This window comes from Streptomyces griseofuscus, assembly GCF_014673495.1.
In the GTDB taxonomy this organism is placed as follows: Bacteria; Actinomycetota; Actinomycetes; order Streptomycetales; family Streptomycetaceae; genus Streptomyces; species Streptomyces murinus.
In genome coordinates this window covers 4,030,542-4,056,964 of sequence record NZ_CP051006.1, presented here as the reverse complement: position 1 = coordinate 4,056,964, position 26,423 = coordinate 4,030,542, and the positions used below count along the sequence as shown (strand labels likewise).

Genomic DNA, 26,423 nt, shown 5'->3' with positions numbered 1-26,423 from the left:
AAGCACGCGGCAGGTCAAGCACACGGCATATCAAGCACACCGCAGGTCAGGCGTCGTAGGTCCGACAGACCTCGCGGCCCACGCACCTCGGGTTCGGCCGAGAGCCCAGGGCGAGCGCGATCACGTCCGCTGTGCCGGGCCGCGTCCGCTACGACGGTTCCGGACGCTCCGTGGGCGCGCCCGCCGCGAGGCGGCCGCCGATGTCGCGCAGGCCCGTGAGGTCATGGACATCGCCGGGCAGGGCGGGTACGTCGACCACCGCCACCTCGGGGTGGCGGGCGGTGAAGCGGTCACGCGTGCGCTGCTCGCGTGCCAGGAGATGCATGCGTTCGGCGTGCAGCCTCAGCAGGCCCTCGGCGAGCCGGTCGACGGAACGTTCCTCGTCGGCGGGGGAGCCTTCGGGGGAGGCGCCGGACGCGTCGGTACCGGTTGCGGCCTCGGCCGCGCGAGGTTCTGAACTGCCGTACGTTTCGGGAGAGTTACGAAGTCCAGCTTTCCCGTCCCCCTGATCCACAATGCCGGGGTCCGCAAGATTTTCCGCGGCGTCCAGCGCGCGCTCGGCGGACAGCCGGCCCGCGCCGCTGCCGTGCACCCGGTTGAGCACAAGTCCCACCAGCGGCATGTTCTCCGCGGCCAGCCGCTCCACGAAGTACGCGGCCTCGCGCAGCGCGTCCCGCTCCGGGGCCGCCACCACCAGGAACGCCGTACCAGGCGCCTGGAGCAGCTTGTACGTGGCGTCCGCGCGGGTGCGGAAGCCGCCGAAGGTGGTGTCCATCGCGGCCACGAACGTCTGGACGTCCTTGAGGAGTTGGCCGCCGAGCAGCTTGCCCAGGGTGCCGGTCATCATCGACATCCCGACGTTCAGGAACGCCATGCCCGCGCGGCCGCCCAGTTTGGCGGGGGCGGTGAGCAGGCGGATCAGCCGGCCGTCCAGGAAGGAGCCGAGCCGCTTGGGCGCGTCCAGGAAGTCCAGGGCCGAGCGGGAGGGCGGGGTGTCGACCACGATCAGGTCCCATTCGTCCCGCGCCCGCAGCTGACCCAGCTTCTCCATCGCCATGTACTCCTGCGTGCCGGCGAAGCCCGCCGAGAGCGACTGGTAGAAGGGGTTCGCCAGGATCGCGGCCGCCCGCTCGCGGTCCGCGTGCGCCTCCACGACCTCGTCGAAGGTGCGCTTCATGTCGAGCATCATGGCGTGCAGCTCTCCGCCGCCGTCGGTGCCCTTGACCCGGCGGGGCACGTTGTCGAGGGAGTCGATGCCCATCGACTGGGCCAGCCTGCGGGCCGGGTCGATGGTGAGCACGACCACCTTGCGGCCCCGCTCGGCCGCGCGCAGGCCCAGGGCGGCCGCGGTGGTCGTCTTGCCGACGCCACCGGAGCCGCAGCACACCACGATGCGTGTCTTCGGGTCGTCCAGCAGCGCGTCGACGTCCAGCACCCGGGAGGAAGCCAGCCGCCGGGCCGTCGCCTCCCGCCCCTCGGCCGAGCCCCGCTCCCCAGCCGCGCCCCGCTCCTCGGCCTTCTCCTGGCCCCCGGCCTTGTCGCGGCTCCCGGCCTTCTCCCGGTCCCCGGTCGCCGCCTCGCGCCCGTCGGCCGCGAACTGCTCCTCGGCTGTCATGACACCTCCTGCTCGCGCAGCTCGGCGGCGAGTTCGTACAGGCCCGCCAGGTCCATTCCCTCGGCGAGCAGCGGCAGTTCGTGCAGGGGCAGGCCCAGCTCGCCGAGCACACCGCGCTGCTCCTGCTCCAGGGCGTGCCGCTCGGCGTACTCCGCGGCCTGGGCGAGCAGCGGGTCCACCAGTTTCTCCGCGTTGCCGCCGCGCCGCGCGCCGCCGAGGCCGGCGGCCGACAGGGACCGGGCCATGGCGGAGTGGTCCACCGTCCGTACGAGTTCCAGATCGGCGGCGTCCAACACCTCGGGCCGCACCATGTTCACGATGACCCGGCCCACCGGCAGCCGCGCCGAGCGCAGTTCGGCGATGCCGTCGGCGGTCTCCTGGACCGGCATCTCCTCCAGCAGCGTCACCAGGTGCACCGCGGTCTCCGGAGACTTGAGGACCCGCATCACGGCCTGCGCCTGATTGTGTATCGGGCCGATCTTCGCCAGGCCCGCCACCTCGTCGTTCACATTGAGGAAGCGGGTGACACGGCCGGTCGGGGGCGCGTCCATGACCACGTAGTCGTAGACGAACCGGCCGGCGCGGTCCTTGCGGCGCACCGCCTCGCACGCCTTGCCGGTGAGCAGGACGTCCCGGATGCCGGGCGCGATGGTGGTGGCGAAGTCGATGGCGCCGAGCTTCTTCAGGGCTCTGCCCGCGCCGCCCAGCTTGTAGAACATCTGGAGGTAGTCCAGAAGGGCCAGTTCGGGGTCTATGGCCAGTGCGTACACCTCCCCGCCCCCGGGAGCCACCGCGATCTTCCGCTCCTCGTACGGCAACGCCTCCGTCTCGAAGAGCTGTGCGATGCCCTGCCGGCCCTCGACCTCCACGAGAAGCGTCCGCTTCCCCTCGGTCGCGAGGGCCAGCGCGAGTGCGGCGGCGACCGTCGTCTTTCCGGTCCCGCCCTTGCCGCTGACGACCTGGAGCCTGCTCACGTCTTCGAGACTAACCAGTCCGGCCGACCGTCACGCGGGAGGCTGTGGATAACGGGGAGACGACGAGGGAGTGATCGGTCACAGCGGATACAGTCGGCCCATGACCAAGTGGGAATACTCAACCGTGCCGCTGCTCGTCCATGCCACGAAGCAGATTCTGGACAACTGGGGCGAGGACGGCTGGGAGCTCGTCCAGGTCGTGCCCGGGCCGAACCCCGAGCAACTGGTCGCCTACCTGAAGCGGGAGAAGCAGGCATGAGCGCGGTCGAGGAGAAGCTGGCCGGTCTGGGCCTGAGCCTGCCGGAGGTCGTACCGCCGCTGGCCGCCTACCAGCCGGCCGTGCAGTCCGGTGTCTACGTGTACACCGCGGGCCAGCTGCCGATGGTCGAGGGCAAGCTGCCCGTCACCGGCAAGGTGGGCGCCGAGGTCACGGCCGACGAGGCCAAGGACCTGGCCCGCGTCTGCGCGCTGAACGCGCTGGCGGCCGTGAAGTCCGTCGCCGGCGACCTGGACCGGATCGCGCGCGTGGTCAAGGTCACCGGGTTCGTCGCCTCCGCGGCCGACTTCACCGGGCAGCCCGGTGTGATCAACGGCGCCAGCGAGCTGCTCGCCGAGGCCCTCGGCGACAAGGGCGTGCACGCCCGCAGCGCGGTCGGTGTCGCGGTGCTCCCGATGGACGCGCCGGTCGAGGTCGAGATCCAGGTCGAGCTGGTTCCGTAGCCCCGCCGCACCCGTACCGTCCGTAGCCCCGCCGCATCCGTACCACCGGCATCGCCCGCACCGCTCCGGCACCTCGGGTACCTCTCGAACATTCGCCCTACACGGGATAGCCTCCGGCCATGGCGAACGGTCAGTGGTACCCCCCGGAGTGGCCGGACCGCATCCGCGCGCTCGCGGACGGCACCCTCACCCCGGTGTCCCCCAAGCGCGCGGCGACGGTGCTCCTGCTGAAGGACACCGAGGCCGGACCGGCCGTCCACATGCTGCGCAGACGCGCCTCCATGGCCTTCGCCGGAGGCGCGTACGCGTATCCCGGGGGCGGCGTCGACCCGCGCGACGACGACACGCGGATCCGCTGGGCGGGCCCGCCGCGCGCGTCCTGGGCCGAGCGGCTCGGGGTGGACGAGGCCGGCGCGCAGGCGATCGTCTGCGCGGCGGTCCGGGAGACGTACGAGGAGGCGGGAGTCCTGCTCGCCGGGCCCGACCCGGACTCGGTCGTCGGCGACACCACGGGCGACGACTGGGAGGCGGACCGCGCCGCCCTGGTCGCGCGTGAGCAGTCCTTCGCCGAGTTCCTGCACCGGCGCGGCCTGGTGCTGCGCTCGGACCTGCTGGGCGCCTGGGCGCGCTGGATCACCCCGGAGTTCGAGTCGCGCCGCTACGACACCTGGTTCTTCGCGGCCGTCCTCCCCGCAGGGCAGCGCACCCGGAACGCCTCCACGGAGGCCGACCGCACGGTGTGGATCCGCCCGGCCGAGGCCGCCGCCGGGTACGACCGGGGCGAGCTGCTGATGATGCCGCCCACCATCGCCGCGCTGCGCGAGCTGCTGCCGTACGGCACCGCCGCCGAGGCCCTCGCGGCCGCCGCCGCGCGCGATCTGACGCCGGTGCAGGCCACCGCCCGGCTCCGGGACGGCGAGATCGTGCTGTCCTGGCCGGGGCACGAGGAGTTCACCAAGCACGTTCCGTCGAGCTCGGCGCCCGCCGACGCGACCGGGGGAGGCCGCGCATGACCGACGCGAGCGCGCTGCCCGGCCAGCCCAGGGGCGTGGTCGGCTCCGGACCCGCCACCGCGCGGGCCCTCAACGTCCTCGCGCCCAACCCCTCCGCGATGACCCTGGACGGCACCAACACCTGGATCCTCGCCGAGCCGGACTCCGATCTGGCCGTGGTGATCGACCCGGGCCCGCTGGACGAGGGCCATCTGCGCGCGGTCGTGGACACGGCGGAGAAGGCGGGCCGCCGGATAGCCCTGACCCTGCTCACGCACGGGCACGCGGACCACGCCGAGGGCGCGGGCCGCTTCGCCGAGCTGACCGGCACCCGGGTGCGGGCCCTGGACCCGGCGCTCCGCCTCGGCGACGAGGGCCTGGCCGCGGGCGACGTGATCACCACCGGCGGCCTGGAGCTGAGGGTCGTACCGACCCCCGGGCACACCTCGGACTCGCTGTCCTTCCACCTCCCGGCCGACCGGGCGGTGCTGACCGGCGACACCATCCTCGGGCGCGGTACGACGATGGTGGCGCACCCCGACGGGCGGCTCGGCGACTACCTGGACTCCCTGCGCCGGCTGCGCTCCCTCACCGTGGACGACGGCGTGCACACCGTGCTGCCGGGGCACGGACCGGTCCTGGAGGACGCCCAGGGTGCCGTGGAGTTCTATCTCGCCCACCGTGCCCACCGGCTCGCCCAGGTGGAGACCGCCGTCGAGAACGGCCACCGCGGCGCGGCCGATGTCGTCGCCCATGTCTACGCCGACGTGGACCGCTCCCTGTGGCCGGCCGCGGAACTCTCGGTCCGCGCCCAGCTGGAGTACCTCGGCGAGCACGGCCTGATCTAGGGCCTCTCGTTCGGATCACGCCGGGCTCGCGGGCTCTGGTGCCTGATCCGGCCTGATCCGGACGAAAGACCCTAGGGGCTCTCTTCCGGCCCCGGGCTCTTCACGCCGTGCACGCGCGCGTACTCGGCGGCGAGCCAGGGCCCCAGGTCGTCCACATGGCCGCGCAGCACCCGGGGGTCGCCCACGGGCTCGCGGCCGTACTCCGCCGCCGTAAGCAGCTGGGCGGCCCGCTCGGGGTAGTACGCACCGCAGACCTCGGCCATCTCGCGCAGATCGCTCGTCCAGCCGTTCCAGCGGGTCATCACGAGCGTGAAGCCGGTGCGGACGAGATGGCGGGAGATGAAGCGCACCAGGCGCCGCCGGGCCGCCTCGTCGTCCCCGGCGGCCGCGATCCGCTCCCGCCAGCGGGGCAGCAGCCGGGCGAGGTCGCCGTTGGTCTCACGGGCCAGCAGGGAGTCGGGGCGGTAGCGGGGCAGCAGCTCGGCCAGGTCGTCCCCGAGCAGCGGTGTGCACAGGCAGGCCAGGAACCAGCCCATGTCGTACCGCTCCGGCTCGCTCAGCAGCCGCTCCCGGCCGTACAGCAGCGTCCCGGCCCCGTCGATCTCCGGGAACTCCCGGTCAAGGGCCTCGCCGAGGGCTCGTACGGCGGCACGGTCGGCGTCGGCCGGTTCCTCGCGCAGGACGATCAGCAGGTCCAGGTCGCTGCGGCCCACCCGCGCGGTGCCCCGGGGGATCGACCCGTAGAGGTACGCGCCGTCCAGCCGCGCCCCGAAGATCTCCGGCAACCGCTTCCGTACGGCGGCCACGACCGGCCGGAAGGCGGCGGGCACGCGCGCGAGGGAGCCCTCACGCAGGAAGAAGCCATCGGGGTCGAGGCCGTGCGGGCGGGGTGGGGCGGGCGGTCCGGGCATGGGGCCATCCTGCCGTGCCCGACCGGGCCGGGGCAGCGGGTTTGTGCCGGGAGGAACGGCTCAGGGCGCGGCCCTTGAAAAGCCGCGCCCTGGACGTCGTACGGGGAAGGACCGCGGGTCAGCGGGACCGCTTGGCCAGTCGCTCCACGTCCAGCAGGATGACCGCGCGCGCCTCCAGGCGCAGCCAGCCGCGCTGGGCGAAGTCGGCCAGGGCCTTGTTGACGGTCTCGCGGGAGGCGCCCACCAGCTGGGCCAGCTCCTCCTGGGTGAGGTCGTGGACGACATGGATGCCCTCTTCGGACTGCACGCCGAAGCGGCGCGACAGGTCGAGCAGGGCGCGCGCCACACGGCCGGGGACATCGGAGAAGACCAGGTCGGACATGGCGTCATTGGTCTTGCGCAGTCGGCGGGCGACGGCGCGCAGCAGGGCGCCTGCCACCTCGGGGCGGGCGTTCAGCCAGGGCTGGAGGTCGCCGTGGCCGAGGCCGAGCAGCTTGACCTCGGTCAGCGCGGTCGCGGTGGCCGTGCGCGGGCCCGGGTCGAACAGCGACAGCTCGCCGATCAGCTCGCCGGGACCGACGACGGCGAGCATGTTCTCGCGGCCGTCGGGGGAGGTGCGGTGCAGCTTGACCTTGCCCTCGGTGACGACATACAGGCGGTCGCCCGGGTCGCCCTCGTGGAACAGGGAGTCGCCGCGAGCGAGGGTCACCTCGCTCATCGAGGCGCGAAGCTCCGCGGCCTGCTCATCGTCGAGCGCCGCGAAGAGCGGGTTGCGCCGCAGAACGTCGTCCACGAGTTTTCTCCTTGTCGACCTGCTCAGGGGGGTCTTTCTCCCCTGTGTGCCAGGGACCGTGTTCTCATTTTGCCGGACGGTCCAAACAGTGTGATCTGTCACAAGGATGCCGCACCGGTGTGCCGGGGTAAGCGTCAGGGGTCCAATCGGGGGCCGATCTTCGGGGTCCGGGGCGGATGTCGGTGCCGGGCTCTAGGCTGGCCGGGTGTCCAAATCACCGGTGAGAGCACAGGCCAAGGGGGCTTAGCGGGTGGTTGTACGTCGCGATTCCGCTGTGGGCGAACAGGGCCCCGGAGGCAGTAGGAAAAGTAGAAAAAAGGCTGACATGGCGGAAGAGACCGGTTCGGTGGGAAAGGCAGAGTCTGCCGGGAAGGCGGTGTCTGCCGCGAAGGCGCCTTCCACGAAGAAGGCGGCACCGGCCAAGAAGTCCGCTTCCGCCCGAAAGGCCGCCCCGGCCGGGAAGTCCGTTTCGGGCCGGAAGGTCGCCCCGGCCGGGAAGGCCGTGGCCGCCGATGGATCGGTCCCGGTGAAGAAGGCCGCGCCCGCCGAGAAGGTCGCCGTCGCACCACCGGGCAAGGAGTCGCGGACCGCCCTGGTCCGCCGGGCCCGCCGGATCAACCGCGAGCTGGCCGAGGTGTACCCGTACGCCCACCCGGAGCTGGACTTCGAGAACCCCTTCCAGCTGCTGGTCGCGACCGTCCTGTCGGCCCAGACCACCGATCTGCGCGTCAACCAGACCACCCCCGGCCTCTTCGGCCGCTATCCCACCCCCGAGGACCTGGCCGTCGCGAACCCGGAGGAGGTAGAGGAGATCCTGCGCCCCTGCGGGTTCTTCCGGGCCAAGACCCGGTCCGTCATAGGTCTCTCCAAGGCGCTGGTGGAGGACTTCGGCGGCGAGGTGCCGGGGCGTCTTGAGGACCTGGTCAAGCTGCCCGGTGTCGGCCGCAAGACCGCCTTCGTCGTGCTCGGCAACGCCTTCGGACGGCCCGGGATCACCGTGGACACGCACTTCCAGCGGCTGGTGCGCCGCTGGCGCTGGACCGAGGAGACCGACCCGGACAAGATCGAGGCCGCGGTCGGCGCGCTGTTCCCCAAGAGCGACTGGACCGATCTGTCCCACCACGTCATCTGGCACGGCCGCCGTATCTGCCACGCCCGCAAGCCCGCCTGCGGCGCCTGCCCGATCGCCCCGCTCTGCCCGGCCTACGGCGAGGGCGAGACCGACCCGGAGAAGGCGAAGAAGCTGTTGAAGTACGAGAAGGGCGGCCTGCCGGGGCAGCGGCTCAACCCGCCGCAGGCCTATCTGGACGCGGGCGGCAGGCCCGCGCCGCCGCTGGGGGCCGCGTGACGGAACGAACTGGACGCCCTCGGCGTTGGACGACACGGAATGACGGGGGTGGGCGATGACGTGGGCCAGTGAGGCGCGAGGCGACGCGGTGGTGCTGGACGGCCGAGGGCTGCCGGAATGGCTGCACCCGGTCGCGCGCGCGGCCGAGACCATCGAACCCCTCCAGCTCAGCCGCTTCCTGCCGCCGGAGAACGGCTCGGGCCGTCAGTCGGCCGTGCTGATCCTGTTCGGCGAGGGCGCCCGCGGCCCCGAACTGCTGCTGATGGAGCGCTCCGGCTCACTGCGCTCGCACGCGGGCCAGCCGTCCTTCCCCGGCGGCTCCCTCGACCCCGAGGACGGCGACCCGCTCGGCGAGGGCCCGCTGCGCGCCGCCCTGCGCGAGGCCGAGGAGGAGACCGGGCTCGACCCCCGCGGTGTGCAGCCGTTCGCCGTGCTGCCCCGGCTGTACATCCCGGTCAGCCGCTTCGTCGTCACCCCCGTCCTCGGCTGGTGGCGCGAGCCCAGCCCGGTCGGCGCGGTGGACCCGAACGAGACGGCGCGGGTGTTCACCGTCCCCGTGGCGGATCTCACGGACCCCGCCAACCGCACCACCGTCGTCCACCCCAGCGGATTCCGGGGTCCGGCATTCCAGGTCGAATCGACCCTTGTGTGGGGTTTCACGGCCGGGGTGATCGACCGGCTGCTGCACTACGCGGGCTGGGAGCGCCCCTGGGACCGGGAGAAGCTGGCCCCGCTCGACTGGAGCTCATGACAGGGTGATCCCCGTGCTGTCTCTTTCCCGGGGACGCGGGGTTCCTGAAGTCCCCATGGGGGCGGGCCGGACGCCTCGTCCGAGCCGCGGGAAGCGGAATGGAGTAGGCGAGGGCCTGAAGCGGTGAACGTGCTGGACATCCTGTTGCTGGTCGCTGCCGTGTGGTTCGCGGTGGTGGGCTACCGCCAGGGCTTCGTCGTGGGCATCCTGTCGGTGATCGGGTTCCTGGGCGGCGGCCTCGCGGCGGTGTACGCGCTGCCCGTCGTCTGGGACGCGGTGACCGACAACGCGGAGGTGGGCACCACCGCCGCCGTCGTGGCCGTGGTCGTCGTCATCGTCTGCGCCTCCGTCGGCCAGGCCCTGACCACCCACCTCGGCAACAAACTGCGCAAGCACATCACCTGGTCCCCGGCCCGCGCCCTGGACGCCACGGGTGGCGCGCTGGTCAATGTGGTGGCGATGCTGCTGGTCGCCTGGCTGATCGGCTCCGCCCTGGCCGGCACCACCCTGCCGACCCTCGGCAAGCAGGTGCGCGGCTCCAAGGTGCTGCTCGGGGTCTCCCGGGCGCTGCCCGCCCAGGCCGACGGCTGGTTCGCGGACTTCTCCTCGGTGCTTGCGCAGAACGGCTTCCCGCAGGTCTTCAGCCCGTTCTCCGACGAGCCCATCAAGGACGTCCAGCCACCGGACCCGGCCCTCGCCGGCAGCCCCGTCGCCACCCGCGCACAGCGCTCCATCGTCAAGGTCACCGGCACCGCGCAGAGCTGCGGCAAGGTCCTGGAGGGCACCGGCTTCGTCTTCGCCGACCGCCGGGTGATGACCAACGCGCATGTCGTCGGCGGGGTGGACGCGCCGACCGTGCAGATAGGCGGAGCGGGGCGGCGGTACGGCGCCAAGGTGGTGCTGTACGACTGGAAGCGTGACATCGCGGTACTCGACGTACCGGACCTGAAGGCGGACGCGCTGAAGTTCTCCGCGCCGGACGCGGCCGGGGGCGACGGCGCGATCGTGGCCGGCTTCCCGGAGAACGGCTCGTACGACGTGCGCGCGGCCCGGGTGCGCGGGCGCATCTCGGTCAACGGCCCGGACATCTACCACCGCGGCAGCGTGCGCCGCGATGTCTACTCGCTGTACGCGACCGTCCGCCAGGGAAACTCCGGCGGACCCCTGCTCACCCCTGACGGCAGGGTCTACGGGGTGGTGTTCGCCAAGTCCCTGGACGACGCCGAGACCGGTTACGCGCTGACGGCGGACGAGATCCGGCCGGACATCGCCCGCGGTCGCACGGCGAACGAACAGGTGGGCACGGACAGCTGCGCGCTGTGAGCCGCGGGGCGGCTCAGTTGCGCGGGTGACGCAGCCGCACCGAAACCCAGCGGGCCCGGCGGCGCAGGATGCGCGGGATCCCCACCCGCAGTTCGCCTTCCGCGAGTTGCGGGGTGCCTCGCTGAGGCATGCTCAGGCCCGTGGCCGAGCGGCGGTTGCGGGGTGCGTCACTGTAGTCGTGCGTCAAGCCCATACCGGTCCGTGTGCCCCCGCCTCAAGGTCGATAACCGCTTGGACGGCGGCCAATTGGCGTATGCGGCAGGCATGTGGCCGAACGGGGGACAAGTGGCGAGGAACCGGATACTCCACGCATCGGTTCCGCGCCGCGTCGTCACCGGTCGGGCTCGGGGTCCTTCAGCCAGTTGATCAGCTCCGTCGAGAACCCCGCGGGGTCCTCCTCGTGCGGGAAATGCCCGAGCCCGTCGAACAGCCGCCAGCGGTACGGCGCTTCGACATACTCCCCGGAACCGGCGGCACTACGCGTGCGGCTCACCGGATCGAGTGAACCATGCAGATGCAGCGTGGGCACCCGCACCGGACGCTTCATCCTGCGGTAGAACTGCACGCCGTCCGGGCGCGCCAGGGAGCGCACCAGCCAGCGGTACGGCTCGACGGAGCAATGCGCGGTGGAGGGGATGCACATGGCGCGCTGGTACATGCGCACCGCCTCGTCCTCCGGCGGGCGCGGCCCGGACCAGTCCCGGATCAGACGGCCCACCAGCTCCCCGTCGTCCGCGGTGAGTTGACGCTCCGGGATCCAGGGCCGCTGGAAACCCCAGATGTAGGAGTTGGCGGCCGTCTGCCGGGCGTCGCGCAGCATCGCCGCGCGCCAGCGCCGGGGGTGCGGCATCGACACCACCGCGAGCCGGCGCACCAGCTTGGGGCGCATGGCCGCCGCGGTCCACGCCAGATAGCCGCCGAGGTCGTGTCCGACCAGCGCGGCGTCCGGCTCGCCGAGGGAACGGATGACACCGGTGACGTCCAGGGCGAGGTTGGCCGGGTCGTAGCCGCGCGGGGTGCGGTCGCTGCCGCCGACGCCCCGCAGATCCATGGCCACCGCCCGGTAGCCGGCCTCCGCGAGGGCGACCAGCTGGTGCCGCCAGGTCCACCAGAACTGCGGGAAGCCATGGAGCAGCAGCACCAGGGGGCCGTCGCCGAGTTCCGCGATGTGGAAGCGGGCGCCATTGGCGGCGACGTCCCGGTGGATCACCTGGTGTCCGGGCAGGCCGATCCGTACCAGCGAGGGATGGGCGGGGTCCTGAGCGGGGTCCGTCATGACGACGAGCGTGCCACAGCCTCGATGGCCGCGGGGCTGCGATCCTCGGGAAGCTCCGGGCGCGGGTGCGGCTTGGCGTTGCCCAGGACGCTCGCCGATTCCTTCATGGACGCGGCGACCTTCTGCGGACCCTGGCCCTTCTTGGCCTTCTTCGCGAACACCACGCCGATCAGCGCGAGCAGACCGGCGACGAGCACATTTGCCGCGAAGGACAGCACGAAGCAGATCGCCAGGTTCCAGTGGGACCAGGTGCGGATGCCGTACGCCAGGGCGAAGTTGAGCATCGGCAGGGAGAAGACCAGGACCGCGCCCGCCAGCGAGAACGCGCCGCCGCTGGTCGCGCCGCGCTTCACGTCCTGCTTGAGCTGCGCCTTGGCCAGCGCGATCTCGTCGTGCACCAGCGCCGACAAATCGGTCGTCGCCGAGGCGAACAGCTGGCCGATGCTGCGTTCGGCGCCGACCGGGCTGCCGTCGGGTGCGCTCATCGCGTTCTCCCTTACGAGTTCTTTCGTGTCCCCGGGCCTGCCGGGCGGGCCGCCGCCCTGCCCCGGGTCACCGTCTTGATTTGTACCGTCTCGTCAGATCATGCCGGACGGCGGCCGTCGTCGCCTGCCCCGCCCGGTACTTCCGCACGCCCGTCGTCCGCCGCGGCCGTCCGCTCGGCGGCGATCCGCCGGTGTTCCGCGGCCCTGCGCTCCAGGATCCGGGCCATGCGGAGGTGGTACGCCGGATCGTCCTCCTCGTAGACGTCGGGGACGCCGTCGAGGTCGTCGTCGCGGTCCTCGGCCGCGCACAGCCGCCGGTACTTGGCGTTGCGTATCTTCAGCAGCACGGTGGCACAGATCGCGGCGATCAGGGACCCGGTGAGGACGGCGGCCTTGGTCTCGTCGGTGAGGAGCGCGTCGCCGTCGTAGGCCAGTTCGCCGATGAGCAGCGAGACCGTGAAGCCGATGCCGGCGAGCGAGGACACCGCGAAGACGTCCGGCCAGGCGAGGTCCTCGCTCAGGGAGGCGCGGGTGAAGCGGACGGTCAGCCAGGTGCCGCCGAATATGCCGAGCGCTTTGCCGAGGACCAGGCCCAACACCACGCCGAGGGTCTCCGGTCGGGTGAACAGATCGCCGAGCGCCCGCCCTGACACCACCACACCGGCGCTGAACAGCGCGAACAGCGGTACCGCGAACCCGGCGGACAGGGGCCGCACCAGGTGCTCGACGCGCTCGCCGGGCGAGTGCGCCTCGTCCTCGCGGGTGGTGCAGCGCAGCATCAGGCCCATGGCCACACCGGCGATGGTGGCGTGCACGCCGCTGTTGTACATCAGCGCCCAGTTGACGACGGCGAGCGGCAGGTAGACGTACCAGCCGCGCACGCCCTTGCGCAGCAGCAGCCAGAAGACGGCGAGGCCGAGGAACGCGCCGCCGAGCGCGGCGAAGTTCAGCCGGTCGGTGAAGAAGACCGCGATGATCAGGATCGCGAAGAGGTCGTCGACGACGGCGAGGGTGAGCAGGAAGGCGCGCAGGGCGCTGGGCAGCGAGGTGCCGATCACCGCGAGGACGGCGAGCGCGAAGGCGATGTCGGTGGCGGTGGGCACCGCCCAGCCTTGTGCGGAGCCGTGTCCCGCGAGGTTGGTGACGGTGTAGACGAGCGCGGGTACGGCCATGCCGCACAGGGCGGCCACCACGGGGAGCACGGCCGCCTTGGGGTCGCGCAGGTCCCCGGCGACCAGTTCGCGTTTGAGCTCGATACCGGCGACGAAGAAGAAGATCGCGAGGACACCGTCGGCGGCCCAGTGGGCGACCGACAGATCAAGGCCGAGGGCTCCGGGGCCGAAGCTGAAGTGGCTGACCGCCTCGTAGCTGTGGCGCAGCGCCGGGACGTTCGCCCAGATCAGGGCGGTCACGGCGGCGAGGAGCAGAAGCACTCCGCCGACGGTCTCCGTGCGCAGGGCGTCCGCGACATAGGTCCGCTCGGGCAGGGACAGGCGTCCGAGGGCCTTGCGGGCGGGGTGCGGGGGGCGGGGCGCGGTCACGAGGGGGGACCTCCGGAAGCGGGCAGGACGATGTACCTGCCGACCAGACTTCCCGGCGCACCCCAGATGGATCTTATTGACTTCTTGACTCTTTGGTTACTTTACCTAACTTCTCGGGCGAGGGAAAGGCGGCGCGGACCGGTGGGCCCTGACCTGCGGAAGGGGCGCCCGGCGGATGCCGGGCGCCCCTTGTCCGTCGTACGGGATCAGTCCTCGCTGGGGGTGGCGGGGAGTTTGGACTGGATGAGGTCCATGACGGTGGAGTCGGTGAGGGTGGTGACGTCTCCGAGTTGGCGGTTCTCGGCGACGTCGCGCAGGAGGCGGCGCATGATTTTGCCGGAGCGGGTCTTGGGGAGTTCGGCGACGGGGAGGATTCGTTTGGGTTTGGCGATGGGGCCGAGGGTGGCGCCGACGTGGTCGCGGAGTGTGCCGGTGAGGGTTTCGTCGTCGGCGGAGGCGGTGCCGCGCAGGATGACGAAGGCGACGATGGCCTGGCCGGTGGTCTCGTCGGTGGCTCCGACGACGGCTGCCTCGGCGACGGCGGGGTGGGAGACGAGGGCGGATTCGACCTCGGTGGTGGAGATGTTGTGGCCGGAGACGAGCATGACGTCGTCGACGCGGCCCAGGAGCCAGATGTCGCCGTCGTCGTCCTTCTTGGCGCCGTCGCCGGCGAAGTACTTGCCTTCGAAGCGGGACCAGTAGGTGTCCTTGAAGCGCTGGTCGTCGCCCCAGATGGTGCGGAGCATGGAGGGCCAGGGTTCGGTGAGGACGAGGTAGCCGCCGCCGCCGTCGGGGACCTCGTGGGCCTCGTCGTCGACGACGGTGGCGCTGATGCCGGGCAGGGGGCGTTGTGCGGAGCCGGGCTTGGCCTCGGTGACGCCGGGCAGGGGGGAGATCATCATGGCGCCGGTCTCGGTCTGCCACCAGGTGTCGACGACGGGGGTGTGGTCGGCGCCGATGTGTTTGCGGTACCAGATCCAGGCTTCGGGGTTGATGGGTTCGCCGACCGAGCCGAGGATGCGCAGGCTGGAGAGGTCGTACTTGGCGGGGATGTCGTCTCCCCACTTCATGAAGGTGCGGATGGCGGTGGGGGCGGTGTAGAGGAGGGAGACCTTGTATTTCTGGATGATCTCCCAGAAGCGGCCCTGGTGGGGGGTGTCGGGGGTGCCCTCGTACATGACCTGGGTGGCGCCGTTGGCGAGGGGGCCGTAGACGATGTAGGAGTGGCCGGTGACCCAGCCGACGTCGGCGGTGCACCAGAAGACGTCGGTCTCGGGTTTGAGGTCGAAGACGGCCCAGTGGGTGTAGGCGGCCTGGGTGAGGTAGCCGCCGGAGGTGTGCAGGATGCCCTTGGGTTTTCCGGTGGTGCCGGAGGTGTAGAGGATGAACAGGGGGTGTTCGGCGTCGAACGCCTCGGGGGTGTGTTCGGTGGGCTGGGCGGCGAGGAGGTCGTGCCACCAGATGTCGCGGGTGTCGTTGAAGGCGACGTCCTGGCCGGTGCGGCGTACGACGAGGACGTGTTCGACGTTGCCGGCTTTTTCGACGGCTTCGTCGACGGCGGGTTTGAGGGCGGAGGGCTTGCCGCGGCGGTAGCCGCCGTCGGAGGTGATGACGACCTTGGCGTCGGCGTCCTTGATGCGGGTGGCGAGTGCGTCGGAGGAGAAGCCGCCGAAGACGACGGAGTGGGCGGCGCCGATGCGGGCGCAGGCCAGCATGGCGATGGCGGTCTCGGGGATCATCGGCATGTAGACGGCGACGCGGTCGCCCTTGCGGACGCCGAGGTGGAGGAGGGCGTTCGCGGCGCGGGAGACCTCGTCCTTGAGTTCGGCGTAGGTGATGGCGCGGCTGTCGCCGGGCTCGCCCTCGAAGTGGATGGCGACCCGGTCGCCGTGGCCGGCCTCGACGTGCCGGTCGACGCAGTTGTGGGCGACGTTGAGGGTGCCGTCCTTGAACCATTTCGCGAAGGGGGGGTTCGACCAGTCCAGCGTCTCGGTCGGCTCTGTGGCCCAGGTCAGCCGGCGGGCCTGCGCGGCCCAGAAGCCGAGCCGGTCAGCCTTGGCCTGCTCATACGCCTCCGCCGTGACGTTGGCGTGTGCGGCCAGGTCGGCGGGGGGCGCGAACCTGCGTTCTTCCTTCAGCAGGTTGGCCAGGCTCTCATTGCTCACGACATCCGCCTTTCAAGGGTGTCCGATGTGTCCCAGGCCACAGCTCATCAGACGTGAGGGGCCGGTGACAAGGGTCGTCGGAAAAATTGGTTTAGACCTGTGCGATCGAGAGGGGAGGGGGTGGAGTAACGATTCGCAAAGGATCAGTAATGCCACGTAAAGATCATTCATAACTTTTCGGGGCAAATGACCTAGTCGATCCCTCGGAATGATGAATAAGTCATTTGATCGGCTTGTCATCCTCATTCCTTCTCGGGCCCGTGTGATCTTGGGCGGTGCCGCAGGTTCAAACCCGGCGGATCACCACAAAAAGCCCTTGTCAGCGTTCGTCTGAGAGAAGGAAGAAGGTGGGCGGAACATGGCCGCCAACCAGAGGATCGCCGTCGGCGTGGTCGCCGCGGCCTGTGCCGTCTCGCTCGCGGCGTGCGGGAGCGGCACCCATGCTGTGCGGGAGGGGACGTCCGGCCCGCAGAAGGGGGCGCCCGCGGCGCCCGCACCCAAGAGCGTGCTCCGGCTGATCGGCGACGGGTCGACCGCGTACACCGGTACGCAGCCCCATCTGCCCAGGCCCGAGCGGCTGAAGCCGGGTCAGAAGCCCCCGCAGTTCGTCGTCTTCTCCTGGGACGGAGCGGGCGAGGACAGCCAGAAGCTGTTCTCGCACTTCCGCAAGGTCGCCAAGGAGAACAACGCCAATATGACGTTCTTCCTCAGCGGTGTTTATCTGCTGCCGGAGGACAAACGCGACCTCTACAAGCCCCCGCAGCACTCGCCGGGCAGCTCCGACATCGGCTTCAACGACCAGCAGGGGATCAGCGACACCGCCAAGCAGGCCCGGCTCGCCTGGCTGGAGGGCAACGAGATCGGCACCCACTTCAACGGCCACTTCTGCGGGCCCGACGGCGGGGTCGGCACCTGGTCGGTGGACGAGTGGAAGAGCGAGATCACCCAGGCCAAGCAGTTCGTGGAGAACTGGAAGACGAACTCCGGGATGAAGAATGCGGCCCCGCTGCCCTTCGACTACGACAAGGAGCTGATCGGCGGCCGTACCCCCTGCCTGGAGGGTCAGAAGAACTTCGTGCAGGCGGCCCGCCAGCTGGGCTTCCGCTACGACTCCAGCGGGGTCGACAACCAGCTCTGGCCGAAGAAGAAGAACGGCCTGTGGGACCTGTCCATGCAGTTGGTCCCCTTCCCCGGGCACAACTTCGAAGAGCTGACCATGGATTACAACTACATGATCAACCAGTCGGGCACCAAGACCCAGGGCGACCCCGACAAGTTCGGCGAATGGGGCGACCAAGTGCGCGACAGCCTCCTCCAGGGCTTCGACCGGGCCTACGACGGCAACCGCGCGCCCCTGGTCATCGGCAACCACTTCGAGTCCTGGAACGGCGGCACGTACATGCACGCCGTCGAGGACGTGGTGAAGAAGGTCTGCGGCAAGCCCGAGGTGCGCTGCGTCTCCTTCCACCAACTGGCCGACTGGCTGGACGCCCAGGACCCCAAGACCCTGGAGAGACTGCGGAGCCTGAAGGTGGGCGAGGCACCCAAGCAGGGCTGGGCGTCCTACCTCTCCGGCCACCCGGCCCCGGCGCCCAAGGGAGTCCCCGGGGCGCCGGCCGTCAAGGGGTAGGCGCCGGGCGGGAGTCGTCGGGCCGGAGTCGTCAGGCGGGCGTCGACACGCTCGCCTCGACGCCCGCTTCGAGGCTCGCCTCGACGCCCTCGCCGAGCACGAAGCCGGGGTCGACCTGCGCCGCCAGGTCGGCCCCGGTGCGCTCATTGCCCCACGACTCGGCGTTCTTCAGATGGAAGTGCACCATCTGGCGCATGTAGCGCTCCCGGTCCCGCCGCTCGTAGGTGGCGTCGGCGGTGGCCCGAAGGGTCGCCAGCGCACGGGCGTTGGCCTCCTCCAGGAGGTCGAACCGCGGCGGGCGGCCCTTCTCCATGGCCCGCACCCAGTCCGAGCGCCCGACCGTGACCAGCAGGTCGTCCCCGACCTCCGCGCGCAGGAAGTCGATGTCGTCCTGCTCCTGGATCTTGTTGCCGACGACCTTCAGGGCGACGCCGAAGTCCCGGGCGTACTCCTTGTACTGGCGGTAGACGGAGACCCCCTTGCGGGTCGGCTCGGCGACGAGGAACGTCATGTCGAAGCGGGTGAACATGCCGGAGGCGAAGGAGTCCGAGCCCGCGGTCATGTCGACCACCACGTACTCGTCGGGGCCGTCGACCAGGTGGTTCAGATACAGCTCCACCGCTCCGGTCTTGGAGTGGTAGCAGGCGACTCCGAGATCGGCGTCGGTGAAGGGGCCGGTGACCATCAGACGGACGGCGCCGCCGTCGAGCTCCACCGGACGCGCGCAGGCGTCGTAGACCGGGTTGGGCTCGCGCACCCGCACCAGCCGCGAGCCCCGCCCCGGCGGGGTCGTCTTGATCATGGTGGCGGCGGAGGCGATGCGCGGGTTGCTGCCGCGCAGATAGTCCTTGATCAGCGGCAGCCGCTCGCCCATGGCGGGCAGCGCCGCCGCCTCGGCCTCGTCCAGGCCGAGCGCGGGGCCGAGGTGCTGGTTGATGTCCGCGTCGATCGCGACGGCGGCGGCCCCGGACGCGGCGAGGTGGCGGATGAAAAGGGAGGAGAGCGTGGTCTTGCCGCTGCCGCCCTTCCCGACGAAAGCAATTTTCATGTTCACCAAGCGTAGTTGCGCGATAGCTGTAGGTGGCATGGTTGAGTGAAGAAGACCACTCCTTCGAGGGGTCTGCCGGTCGGGTGCGTACTGTCGTACTCATGAGTACGACAGCCGATCCGCTCGCGGCCCTGGGCGCACTGCCCGGCGTGGCCGAGTCCGTGGAATCCGTGCGCAAGGCCGTGGACCGGGTCTACGGACACCGGATCATGCGCCGCCGCAGCAACGCGGTCACCTCCGAGGCGGCCCTGCGCGCCGCCCGCGGCTCGGCGGCGCTGTCCGGCGCCGACTGGGCGCTGGAGGAGGTACGACGGCGCACCGACTTCGGCACCGACGACGAGGCGCGGGTGATGGGTGCGGCCCTGCGGCTGACGGCCGAGGCGGGCCAACTGCTGTCCATCTGGCGGCAGTCACCGCTGCGGGTGCTGGCCCGGCTGCACCTGGTGGCCGCGGCGAGCGACGAGAGCCGGGTCGGCCGGCCGCGCCAGGCCGGTGAGGCGGTGGACGAGCCGCTGATCGAGCTGCCGCTGCCGGACGCGCGGGAGGTCTCCGGGCGGCTGGACGGCCTCGCCGACCTGATCATCGCGGGCAGCTCCGCGCCGGCCCTGGTGACGGCGGCCGTGGTGCACGGCGAACTGCTCGCGCTGCGCCCCTTCACCTCGCACAACGGGCTGGTCGCCCGCGCCGCCGAGCGGATCGTGCTGATCGGCAGCGGCCTGGACCCGAAGGCGGTCTGCCCGGCCGAGGTCGGCCACGCGGAGCAGGGGCGCGCCGAGTACCTGGCGGCGCTGGAGGGCTATGTCTCGGGCACTCCCGAGGGCATGGCGGCGTGGATCGCGCACTGCGGGCGCGCGGTCGAGTTCGGGGCGCGGGAGTCGACGGCGGTGTGCGAGGCGCTTCAGCGCGGCGCGGCCTGAGGTTTCGCACCGGGGTGCGGACAGAGATGCGGCGGTACGAATTCTCGTACCGCCGCTGGCATGAGCACCGGGTTACCAAGCGTCCTCGATAACTCGCCCATCAGGACGGGGACTTTGCCCGTACCTGGTGCGGCTGGCCCGTATTCGACGGGTCGACGTCGCGTGGGTGCCCCGTGTTCATGCAGTGGTCCGTGGGCCAAATGCGTAGTGACTGGGGATCCTCTCGGATGTCCATGGTCGCGCGGGCCGCTGATTTCTTTGTACCGCGCGGTGGGGACAAGCGGAACCCCTGCTCGCACTTCTTTACTTTCCGGCGCGAGCAGGGGTGAAGGGGGCGAAAAGGGCCTCGGACGGCGGGCGGCGGGCGTCCGGTGGTGCGTGGGTGCCGGGCGGGGCCCGTCAGGCGGTGCCGCGGCGGCGGTTGGCGTACCAGACGAGTCCGGCCGTCGCGGCGGCCGCTCCCACGGCCGCCGCCGCGACCAGCGCGGGGCGCGGCGGTACGGACAGGGTGGGCAGCCGCTTCTTGAGCGGGACGGGGCGGCGGAACTCCAGCACCGGCCAGTTGCGCGCGACGGCCTCGCGGCGCAGCGCCCGGTCGGGGTTGACGGCGTGCGGGTGCCCGACCGTCTGGAGCATCGGCAGATCGGTCGCCGAGTCGCTGTAGGCGAAGCAGCGGTCGAGGTCGTAGCCCTCGGAGAGGGCCAGCTCCCGGATCGCCTCCGCCTTGGTCGGGCCGTAGGCGTAGTACTCCACCTCGCCGGTGAAGCAGCCGTCCTCGCCGACGACCATGCGGGTGGCCACCACCCGGTCGGCGCCCAGGAGTTCACCGACCGGCTCGACCACCTCGGCGCCCGAGGTGGACACGATGACCACGTCCCGGCCGGCCGTGTGGTGCTCCTCGATGAGTGAGGCTGCCTCGTCGTAGATGATCGGATCGATCAGGTCGTGCAGGGTCTCGGCGACGATCTCCCGCACCTGCTGCTGGTTCCAGCCCCGGACCATGTCCGAGAGATAGGCGCGCATGCGCTCCATCTGGTCATGGTCCAGACCGCCGGCCAGGAACACGAACTGGGCATAGGCGGTGCGCAACGCGGCCCTGCGGTTGATCAGCCCGCCTTGGTAGAAGGACTTGCTGAAGGTGAGTGTGCTGGACTTCGCAATGACCGTCTTGTCCAGGTCGAAGAAGGCCGCCGCGCGAGGCAAGGAGTGGTTTTCCACGTCCCCGAGCATAGGCGCCCACCATTCGGCGTAAGGTGTGGCGCGTGGGTTTGCCTGAGAAGGCTCTCGGGTACACCATGGAAGTCACGGATCGTTCGCGACCGTGCTAACCCGGTCCGGCTCCTCCCCCCCCGAGTCGGCCGTGGGGACGACCCCCGCTCTCCCCCCCGGCGGGGGTCGTCGCATGTCCGGACGGGTTTTTCCGCCTCTTTCCTTCCCTCGCACGGCCGAGCGGCCGACGCTTTCGCGTCGCGACCGCCGCTCCCGCGCGCCCATGATTCGTTACTCCGGGTAATCGTAGGGCTGCGCTGTGGATGCCGCACAGGGGTCGGTGCCGGCGTCACCGGTTCGGGTGACGGAGTTATTCACAGGGCCTGAGTTGTCCACGGTTTTCCACCAAGATCCACATTATTTCGCGGATCGCCGCACCGTGTTTCCCACGCACTCCCGCCGCGGCGAGTTCACGGCCGGTTCCGTTTGCGGGAGGCGTATGGCCGATTCCGGTCGGCCTTCATCTCGCCGTTCATGCCGCCGTTCATATGGAAGCCGCCCACCGGTTCTCCAGATGTCGGGAAATCGCGTGGCCACGGGGCCGCGCGGCGAAGGGGGAACACCGTGTCCGGAACCATCACCGATGACCCACCGCCCGCCTGCGGCGGCAGTCCGCTCATCGTCACCGAGGACGCCGCGCTCCTGGACGATCTGCTGCGGCTGTGCGCGGCCGCGGGCGCGACACCCGAGGTGCACCACGGCGTCCCCGACCAGGGAGACACCTGGGCGGCGGCCCCGCTCGTGCTGGTCGGGGACGACGCCGCCCATCGGCTGCTCGGGGCCGCGCGCCGGCGCCAGGTGGTGCTGATCGGCCGGGACCAGGACGACCCGGACGTATGGCGGCGCGGCATGGAGATCGGCGCCGACCATGTCCTGATCCTCCCCGAGGGCGAGCAGTGGCTGGTCGACCGGATCGCCGATGTCGCCGAGGGGGTCGGCCGCCCGGCCCTCACCGTCGGCGTGATCGGCGGCCGGGGCGGGGCCGGCGCGTCCACCCTGGCCTGCGCGCTGGCCGTCACCGCCGCCCGCGAGGGGCTGCGCACCCTGCTGGTGGACGCCGATCCGCTCGGCGGCGGGCTCGATGTGCTGCTCGGCGGCGAGGGCGCCGAGGGGCTGCGCTGGCCGGCCTTCGCCGCCTCCCGGGGGCGGGTGGGCGGCGGCGCCCTGGAGGAGTCGCTGCCCGCCCTGCACTCCCTGCGGGTGCTCAGCTGGGACCGGGGCGACTGCGTCGCGGTGCCGCCCCAGGCCGTGCGCGCGGTGCTCGCCGCCGCCCGGCGCCGCGGCGGCGCCGTCGTGGTCGATCTGCCCCGCCGCCTTGACGAGGGGGTCGGCGAGGTCCTCGCCCAGCTTGACCTGGCCCTCCTCGTCGTCCCCGCCGAACTGCGCGCGGTCGCCGCGGCCGGCCGGATCGCCGCCGCCGTCGGCATGGCCGTCCGCGATCTGCGGGTCGCGGTGCGCGGACCGTACGCACCCGGTCTGGACGACCGTGAGGTGGCCCGTCTGCTCGGCCTGCCGCTCGCGGGGGAGGTGCCGGTGGAGCCCGGGCTGCTGCGGCCGAGGGGCGGCGGGAGACCGCCGGGCGCGAGCGGGCGCGGCCCACTGGCCCGGTTCTGCACCGGTTTCTGGGAGCAGGCGCTGGTGGAGTCCGGGGGTGCGCGGTGAGCTTCGCGGCGCTCGACCAGGCCGCCCTGCTCGACGGGGTGCGCCGACGCCTCGCCGAGAGCGGTGCCGAACCCACCCCGGCAAGGGTCGCGCAGGCGCTGCGCGCGCAGGGGCGGGTGCTCGGGGACGCCGAGATCCTCGGGGTGGCCGAGCGGCTGAGATCCGAACTCGTCGGCAGCGGGCCGCTAGAGCCGCTGCTCGCCGACCCCGAGGTCACCGACGTCCTGGTGTCCGCGCCCGACCGGGTGTGGGTGGACCGGGGCGGCGGCCTGGAGCTGACGCCGGTCACCTTCCCCGACGCGGCGGCGGTACGACGCCTCGCGCAGCGGCTGGCCGCGGTGGCCGGACGCCGGCTGGACGACGCCCGGCCATGGGCGGACGCCCGGCTCCCCGACGGCACCCGGCTGCATGCCGTGCTGCCCCCGGTCGCCGTCGGCTGCACCTGCCTGGCCCTGCGGGTGGTACGGCCCCGGGCCTTCACCCTCGCCGAACTGGTGGCGGCCGGCACGGTCCCGCCCGGCGGCGACCGGCTCCTGCGCGCCCTGCTGGCCGCCCGGCTGTCCTTCCTGGTCAGCGGCGGCACCGGCAGCGGCAAGACGACGCTCCTCAGCGCCCTGCTGGGCCTGGTCGGCGCCGACGAGCGGATCGTGCTCGCCGAGGACTCCGCCGAGCTCAGACCCGACCACCCGCATGTCGTCCGGCTGGAGACCCGGCCCGCGAACCAGGAGGGCGCGGGCCTGGTCACCCTTCAGGACCTGGTGCGCCAGGCCCTGCGGATGCGACCGGACCGGCTGGTCGTCGGAGAGGTGCGCGGACCCGAGGTCGTCCATCTGCTCGCCGCGCTCAACACCGGTCATGAGGGCGGCTGTTGCACGGTCCACGCCAACACCGCCGGGGATGTCCCGGCCCGCCTGGAGGCGCTGGCCACGGCCGCGGGACTCGACCGCGCCGCGCTGCACAGCCAGTTGGCGGCCGCCCTGTCCGTGGTGCTCCACCTGGCGCGTGACCGCTCCGGCCGGCGCCGGATCGCGGAGGTGCACGTCCTGGAGCGGGACGCCACGGGCCTGGTGCGGACGGTACCCGCGCTGCGGTGGGGGGAGCGGGCGTTCGTCCGGGAGGAGGGGTGGGGGCGGCTGGCCCGACTGCTGGGTGGGGCGGGTGGGTTCGCGGACGGGGGCGGCGGCGAAGGCGACGGGTTCGAGGGCGGCGGAGGGGACGGGACCGGGGACGGCGGTGGTGGCGCGTTCGGGGTTGGTCGAGGTGACGGGTTCCGGAGGGGCGGCGGTGGCGGGTTCGGAGGTGGCGAAGGTGATGGGTGAGATGTCGATGGGGGCCGCGCTGATCTGTCTGGCCGCGCTGGGGTGGCTGCTGTGCGAGCGGCATCACGGGGTGCGGCGGGCGCGGCTGCTGCTGGCCGGGGACGGCGGGCCGGGCGCCGGGCCGTCGGTCCAGGACCAACTCGGCTCCGCGTTACGGCGATGGCGCGACCGCTGGGGGATCGAGTGGTGGGCCCTGGTCGCGGGGCTGCTGCTCGCGGTGCTGGGCGGCTCGGTGATCCCGGTCCTCGCGGGGGCGGCCGGGGTGCCCGTGCTGCGTCGGGTGCGGCTGGCCGGGGAGGCGAGACGCGCCCGGGAGCGGCGGGTGGACCAAGTGATCGCCCTGTGCGGGATGTTCGCCGGTGAGGTGCGGGCCGGACGGCAGCCGGGCGAGGCGCTGCTGCGGGCCGCGCGGGACTCGGGCGGGCTCGGCGAGGCACTGGCGGCCGTGGTCGCGGCGGCCCGCTTCGGCGGGGATGTGCCCGGCGCCCTCGCCATGGCGGCCCGGCAGCCGGGCGCCGAGGGACTGCTCGGACTGGCCGCGTGCTGGCGGGTGGCCGTCGACCAGGGCGCGGGCCTCGCGGCCGGTCTCGACCGGCTGGACGGCGCCCTGCGCGCCGAACGGGACCAACGCGCCGACCTGCGCGCCCAACTGGCCGGTGCGAGAGCCACCGCCGTCCTGCTCGCCGCCCTCCCCGTCCTCGGCCTCCTCCTCGGCGCGGCCATGGGCGCCGCCCCGCTGCGGGTCCTCCTGCACAGCGGCCCCGGCCTCGGCTGCCTGCTGATCGGCGCGGTGTTCGAGACGGCCGGGCTGTGGTGGTCGGCGCGGATCGTGCGGGGAGCGGGGGCGGGGACGTGAACGGAGGGGTGAGGACGTGAGCGGGGATGTTGTGCACAGGCTGGGGACGGCCGTGGTCGTGGCGGTGGCGCTCGGCTGGGGCGGCCGACTGGTGGTGTCGGTCCGGCGGGGACGCCGGGCGCGACAGCGGGCGGCCGTACTGCTGGGGCCGAAGCCCGGTCCGGAGAAGCCGCCGTCGGCGGTCATGGACGCGGTACGACGCTGGCTGCCGCCGGTGGGCGCGGTGGGCGGGGTGTGGGTGCTGGTCGGCGGGGCCGTCGGGGCGCTGCTCGGGCTCGGCGTCGGTGCCGTGCTCTGGCGCCTGCGGGCGATCCGGGCGGTGGCGGGCGGCGCGGCGGCCGTCGACACCGCCGAGGCCGCGCGCCAACTGCCGCTCGCCGCCGATCTGCTGGCGGCCTGCATCGCGGCCGGCGCCGGGCCCGTGGTCGCCGCGCAGGCGGTGGGGGAGGCCCTGGGCGGACCCGTCGGGCAGGCGCTGGCGCGGGGCGCGGCGGAGGTGCGGCTCGGCGGTACCCCGGCGGACGCGTGGCACGGGCTGGCCGCGCTGCCGGGCGCGGGTGCCCTGGCGCGGCTGCTGGAGCGGGCCGACGAGTCGGGGCTGCCCGCCGCCGCTCCGGTGGCCCGCATCGCCTCGGACACCCGCGCGGACTGGGGCCGCACCGCGACGGCACGGGCCCGGCGGGCGGCCGTACTGATCTCCGCGCCGGTGGGCCTGTGCTTCCTGCCCGCCTTCGTCGCGATCGGGGTGCTGCCCGTGGTGATCGGGCTGGCGGGCGGGGTGATGGCGGGGAGGTGAGGGACGGCGACGGAAAAGGGGCGGAGAAGAGGATGAGAAACGTGCGAACTGATCTAAAAACCGTGGGAGTTGAGATGAAAAGGAAGATCGTCGAAGTGCTGGCCGGGGTGCGGCGGGTGTGCCGCCGGGACTCCGGGATGGTGACCTCCGAGTACGCGATGGGGATCATCGCGGCCGTCGGATTCGCCTTGCTGCTCTACGAGGTAGTCACCAGCGGCGCGGTCCGGGCGGAGCTTCAGTCCATCGTGAAGAAGGCCCTCAGTGCGCGGATGTGAACGGGGCTCGGACCAGGGCTTCGTGACGGCGGAGGCGGCCATGGCGCTGTGCGTGCTGGTGGCTTTCACGATGGCGCTGGTGTGGGCGTTGCTCATGGCGGCGGCGCAGATCCGGTGCGTGGACGCGGCCCGGGTCGGCGCCAGGGCCGCCGCCCGCCAGGACCCGCCCGCCGCGGTGCTGTCGGTGACCCGTCAGGCAGCGCCGAGCGGGGCCCGGGTGACGGTCGGACGAGAGGGCGACCAGGTCCGGGTCACGGTGGTGGCAAGACCGCCGGTGCTCAGCGGCCTGCCGTTCGAACTCCGTGAGGAGGCGGTGGCGTTGGCGGAGGAGACGGCCGGCGAGAAGGGGGCGGGGCCGTGAGGCGGCAGGGGGCGTGGGCGCGGGGCAGCGGCTGGGTCCGGGTCCCGGCTCGGCGTACGGCGGGCCGGTGCGGCTCCGACCGGGGTTCCGCCACCGTCTGGAGCCTGGGGGCGATCGCGGTGCTCTGTGTGGTCTTCGGCGCGGTGCTGGCGCTCGGGCACGCCGTCACCGTCCGGCACCGGGCGGCGGGCGGCGCGGACCTGGCGGCGCTCGCGGCCGCGGACCACTGGGCGGAGGGCGGCGAGGTGGCCTGCGCCCTGGCCAGCCGCGTGGCGTGGGCCCAGGAGGTCCGGTTGGTGCGCTGCACGGTGGCGGGCGAGATCGCGGACGTGACAGCGGCCTCGGGAAGCGGCCCGTTCACAGCCGAGATCCGCTCCAGAGCGGGCCCGCCAGACCCCCCGGCCCTCACCTTCGCCCTACCGCCTTCCGTCGTGCCGACACCTGGCCCGCAGCAGGCCGCTCTGGGGAGTTGGTGACGGTGACGTGGGCGCCGGGCGGAGCGCTCACTGGCCTTCGCCTTCGCCGCGCTGCCTTCCGTCGTGCCGAGA

At 72.2% G+C, this 26,423-nt stretch carries 27 protein-coding genes; 16 read left to right on the top strand and 11 right to left on the bottom strand.

All coding sequences use genetic code 11. From position 1 onward, the window contains the following. Nucleotides 1–148: 148 nt before the first annotated feature. Nucleotides 149–1,615 carry an ATPase BagB gene (bagB, locus tag HEP81_RS18040; protein WP_243279456.1) on the bottom strand — a complete coding sequence of 489 codons (1,467 nt, stop codon included), beginning with the start codon at nucleotides 1,613–1,615 and terminating at the stop codon, nucleotides 149–151. Beyond that, a complete protein-coding gene (gene bagA, locus HEP81_RS18035; protein ID WP_037658488.1) occupies nucleotides 1,612–2,589 on the bottom strand; it encodes an ATPase BagA in 978 nt (325 codons plus the stop codon). Before bagA ends, bagB begins: the two co-directional genes overlap by 4 nt. Nucleotides 2,590–2,689: 100 nt before the next feature. On the opposite strand from bagA, the gene HEP81_RS18030 reads away from it, so the two are divergent. From HEP81_RS18030 to HEP81_RS18015, 4 genes are all read left to right on the top strand, one after another. Beyond that, entirely contained in the window at nucleotides 2,690–2,848 is a 159-nt protein-coding gene (locus HEP81_RS18030; protein ID WP_018547934.1) for a Sp36 family protein, read from the top strand. Beyond that, on the top strand, nucleotides 2,845–3,309 hold the full coding sequence (locus HEP81_RS18025) for a RidA family protein (RefSeq protein WP_037658491.1): 465 nt from the start codon (nucleotides 2,845–2,847) through the stop codon (nucleotides 3,307–3,309). Before HEP81_RS18030 ends, HEP81_RS18025 begins: the two co-directional genes overlap by 4 nt. A gap of 119 nt (nucleotides 3,310–3,428) precedes the next feature. Next, entirely contained in the window at nucleotides 3,429–4,322 is an 894-nt protein-coding gene (locus HEP81_RS18020; RefSeq protein ID WP_037658493.1) for an NUDIX hydrolase, read from the top strand. Then, the gene (locus HEP81_RS18015; RefSeq protein WP_037658494.1) at nucleotides 4,319–5,149 is read left to right on the top strand and encodes an MBL fold metallo-hydrolase; all 831 of its coding nucleotides are present in this window, start codon (nucleotides 4,319–4,321) and stop codon (nucleotides 5,147–5,149) included. The genes HEP81_RS18020 and HEP81_RS18015 overlap by 4 nt, the downstream gene beginning before the upstream one ends. A gap of 71 nt (nucleotides 5,150–5,220) precedes the next feature. Here the strand turns inward: HEP81_RS18015 and HEP81_RS18010 are convergent, their stop codons facing one another. Then, nucleotides 5,221–6,060 (bottom strand): nucleotidyltransferase domain-containing protein, encoded by an 840-nt coding sequence (locus HEP81_RS18010; RefSeq protein WP_037658495.1) that lies wholly within the window; start codon nucleotides 6,058–6,060, stop codon nucleotides 5,221–5,223. 118 nt (nucleotides 6,061–6,178) lie between these two features. Then, the gene (locus HEP81_RS18005; RefSeq protein WP_014674022.1) at nucleotides 6,179–6,853 is read right to left on the bottom strand and encodes a Crp/Fnr family transcriptional regulator; all 675 of its coding nucleotides are present in this window, start codon (nucleotides 6,851–6,853) and stop codon (nucleotides 6,179–6,181) included. A gap of 325 nt (nucleotides 6,854–7,178) precedes the next feature. Between HEP81_RS18005 and nth the strand changes: the two genes are divergently transcribed. From nth to HEP81_RS17990, 3 genes are all read left to right on the top strand, one after another. Then, nucleotides 7,179–8,201: an endonuclease III gene (gene nth, locus HEP81_RS18000; protein WP_037658497.1), complete on the top strand. Its 1,023-nt coding sequence runs from the start codon at nucleotides 7,179–7,181 to the stop codon at nucleotides 8,199–8,201. 55 nt (nucleotides 8,202–8,256) lie between these two features. Continuing rightward, nucleotides 8,257–8,952 (top strand): NUDIX hydrolase, encoded by a 696-nt coding sequence (locus tag HEP81_RS17995; protein WP_037658499.1) that lies wholly within the window; start codon nucleotides 8,257–8,259, stop codon nucleotides 8,950–8,952. Nucleotides 8,953–9,075: 123 nt separating this feature from the next. Beyond that, entirely contained in the window at nucleotides 9,076–10,275 is a 1,200-nt protein-coding gene (locus tag HEP81_RS17990; RefSeq protein ID WP_037658501.1) for a MarP family serine protease, read from the top strand. A 13-nt stretch (nucleotides 10,276–10,288) separates the two neighbouring features. Here HEP81_RS17990 and HEP81_RS17985 read toward each other — a convergent pair whose 3' ends face one another. The 5 genes from HEP81_RS17985 to acs all read right to left on the bottom strand — a co-directional run bounded on the left by HEP81_RS17985 (nucleotide 10,289) and on the right by acs (nucleotide 15,742). Beyond that, nucleotides 10,289–10,468, bottom strand: coding sequence for a hypothetical protein (locus tag HEP81_RS17985; RefSeq protein WP_078967505.1), 180 nt, complete (start codon nucleotides 10,466–10,468; stop codon nucleotides 10,289–10,291). Nucleotides 10,469–10,606: 138 nt separating this feature from the next. Next, complete coding sequence (locus tag HEP81_RS17980) at nucleotides 10,607–11,551, bottom strand: alpha/beta fold hydrolase (protein ID WP_037658503.1); 945 nt, start codon at nucleotides 11,549–11,551, stop codon at nucleotides 10,607–10,609. Then, nucleotides 11,548–12,036 carry a phage holin family protein gene (locus HEP81_RS17975; protein WP_037658505.1) on the bottom strand — a complete coding sequence of 163 codons (489 nt, stop codon included), beginning with the start codon at nucleotides 12,034–12,036 and terminating at the stop codon, nucleotides 11,548–11,550. Before HEP81_RS17975 ends, HEP81_RS17980 begins: the two co-directional genes overlap by 4 nt. A gap of 98 nt (nucleotides 12,037–12,134) precedes the next feature. Next, nucleotides 12,135–13,577 carry a Na+/H+ antiporter NhaA gene (gene nhaA / locus HEP81_RS17970; protein ID WP_037658506.1) on the bottom strand — a complete coding sequence of 481 codons (1,443 nt, stop codon included), beginning with the start codon at nucleotides 13,575–13,577 and terminating at the stop codon, nucleotides 12,135–12,137. A 206-nt stretch (nucleotides 13,578–13,783) separates the two neighbouring features. Next, nucleotides 13,784–15,742 (bottom strand): acetate--CoA ligase, encoded by a 1,959-nt coding sequence (gene acs, locus HEP81_RS17965; RefSeq protein ID WP_190276008.1) that lies wholly within the window; start codon nucleotides 15,740–15,742, stop codon nucleotides 13,784–13,786. A 358-nt stretch (nucleotides 15,743–16,100) separates the two neighbouring features. Between acs and HEP81_RS17960 the strand changes: the two genes are divergently transcribed. Continuing rightward, nucleotides 16,101–17,372 carry a polysaccharide deacetylase family protein gene (locus HEP81_RS17960; RefSeq protein ID WP_037663061.1) on the top strand — a complete coding sequence of 424 codons (1,272 nt, stop codon included), beginning with the start codon at nucleotides 16,101–16,103 and terminating at the stop codon, nucleotides 17,370–17,372. Nucleotides 17,373–17,403: 31 nt separating this feature from the next. On the opposite strand, the gene HEP81_RS17955 is transcribed toward HEP81_RS17960, so the two are convergent. Continuing rightward, nucleotides 17,404–18,420, bottom strand: coding sequence for an ATP-binding protein (locus tag HEP81_RS17955; RefSeq protein WP_190276007.1), 1,017 nt, complete (start codon nucleotides 18,418–18,420; stop codon nucleotides 17,404–17,406). Nucleotides 18,421–18,521: 101 nt separating this feature from the next. On the opposite strand from HEP81_RS17955, the gene HEP81_RS17950 reads away from it, so the two are divergent. Continuing rightward, nucleotides 18,522–19,337: a Fic family protein gene (locus HEP81_RS17950; RefSeq protein ID WP_037663062.1), complete on the top strand. Its 816-nt coding sequence runs from the start codon at nucleotides 18,522–18,524 to the stop codon at nucleotides 19,335–19,337. A gap of 399 nt (nucleotides 19,338–19,736) precedes the next feature. Here the strand turns inward: HEP81_RS17950 and HEP81_RS17945 are convergent, their stop codons facing one another. Further along, a complete protein-coding gene (locus HEP81_RS17945; protein ID WP_037663065.1) occupies nucleotides 19,737–20,567 on the bottom strand; it encodes an HAD family hydrolase in 831 nt (276 codons plus the stop codon). Between the two features lie 603 nt (nucleotides 20,568–21,170). On the opposite strand from HEP81_RS17945, the gene ssd reads away from it, so the two are divergent. The 7 genes from ssd (at nucleotide 21,171) to HEP81_RS17910 (ending at nucleotide 26,351) form a co-directional block, all read left to right on the top strand. Further along, nucleotides 21,171–22,268 (top strand): septum site-determining protein Ssd, encoded by a 1,098-nt coding sequence (gene ssd / locus HEP81_RS17940; protein WP_037663066.1) that lies wholly within the window; start codon nucleotides 21,171–21,173, stop codon nucleotides 22,266–22,268. Beyond that, entirely contained in the window at nucleotides 22,265–23,587 is a 1,323-nt protein-coding gene (locus HEP81_RS17935) for a TadA family conjugal transfer-associated ATPase (RefSeq protein ID WP_243279453.1), read from the top strand. The genes ssd and HEP81_RS17935 overlap by 4 nt, the downstream gene beginning before the upstream one ends. Continuing rightward, entirely contained in the window at nucleotides 23,580–24,443 is an 864-nt protein-coding gene (locus tag HEP81_RS17930; RefSeq protein ID WP_182788647.1) for a type II secretion system F family protein, read from the top strand. Before HEP81_RS17935 ends, HEP81_RS17930 begins: the two co-directional genes overlap by 8 nt. Before the next feature lie 16 nt (nucleotides 24,444–24,459). Continuing rightward, entirely contained in the window at nucleotides 24,460–25,239 is a 780-nt protein-coding gene (locus HEP81_RS17925) for a type II secretion system F family protein (protein WP_106980089.1), read from the top strand. A gap of 74 nt (nucleotides 25,240–25,313) precedes the next feature. Beyond that, on the top strand, nucleotides 25,314–25,514 hold the full coding sequence (locus HEP81_RS17920; protein ID WP_093681769.1) for a DUF4244 domain-containing protein: 201 nt from the start codon (nucleotides 25,314–25,316) through the stop codon (nucleotides 25,512–25,514). Beyond that, nucleotides 25,501–25,875, top strand: coding sequence for a TadE family type IV pilus minor pilin (locus HEP81_RS17915; protein ID WP_243279451.1), 375 nt, complete (start codon nucleotides 25,501–25,503; stop codon nucleotides 25,873–25,875). Before HEP81_RS17920 ends, HEP81_RS17915 begins: the two co-directional genes overlap by 14 nt. Continuing rightward, on the top strand, nucleotides 25,872–26,351 hold the full coding sequence (locus tag HEP81_RS17910; RefSeq protein ID WP_051850655.1) for an Rv3654c family TadE-like protein: 480 nt from the start codon (nucleotides 25,872–25,874) through the stop codon (nucleotides 26,349–26,351). Before HEP81_RS17915 ends, HEP81_RS17910 begins: the two co-directional genes overlap by 4 nt. Nucleotides 26,352–26,423 lie beyond the last annotated feature (72 nt).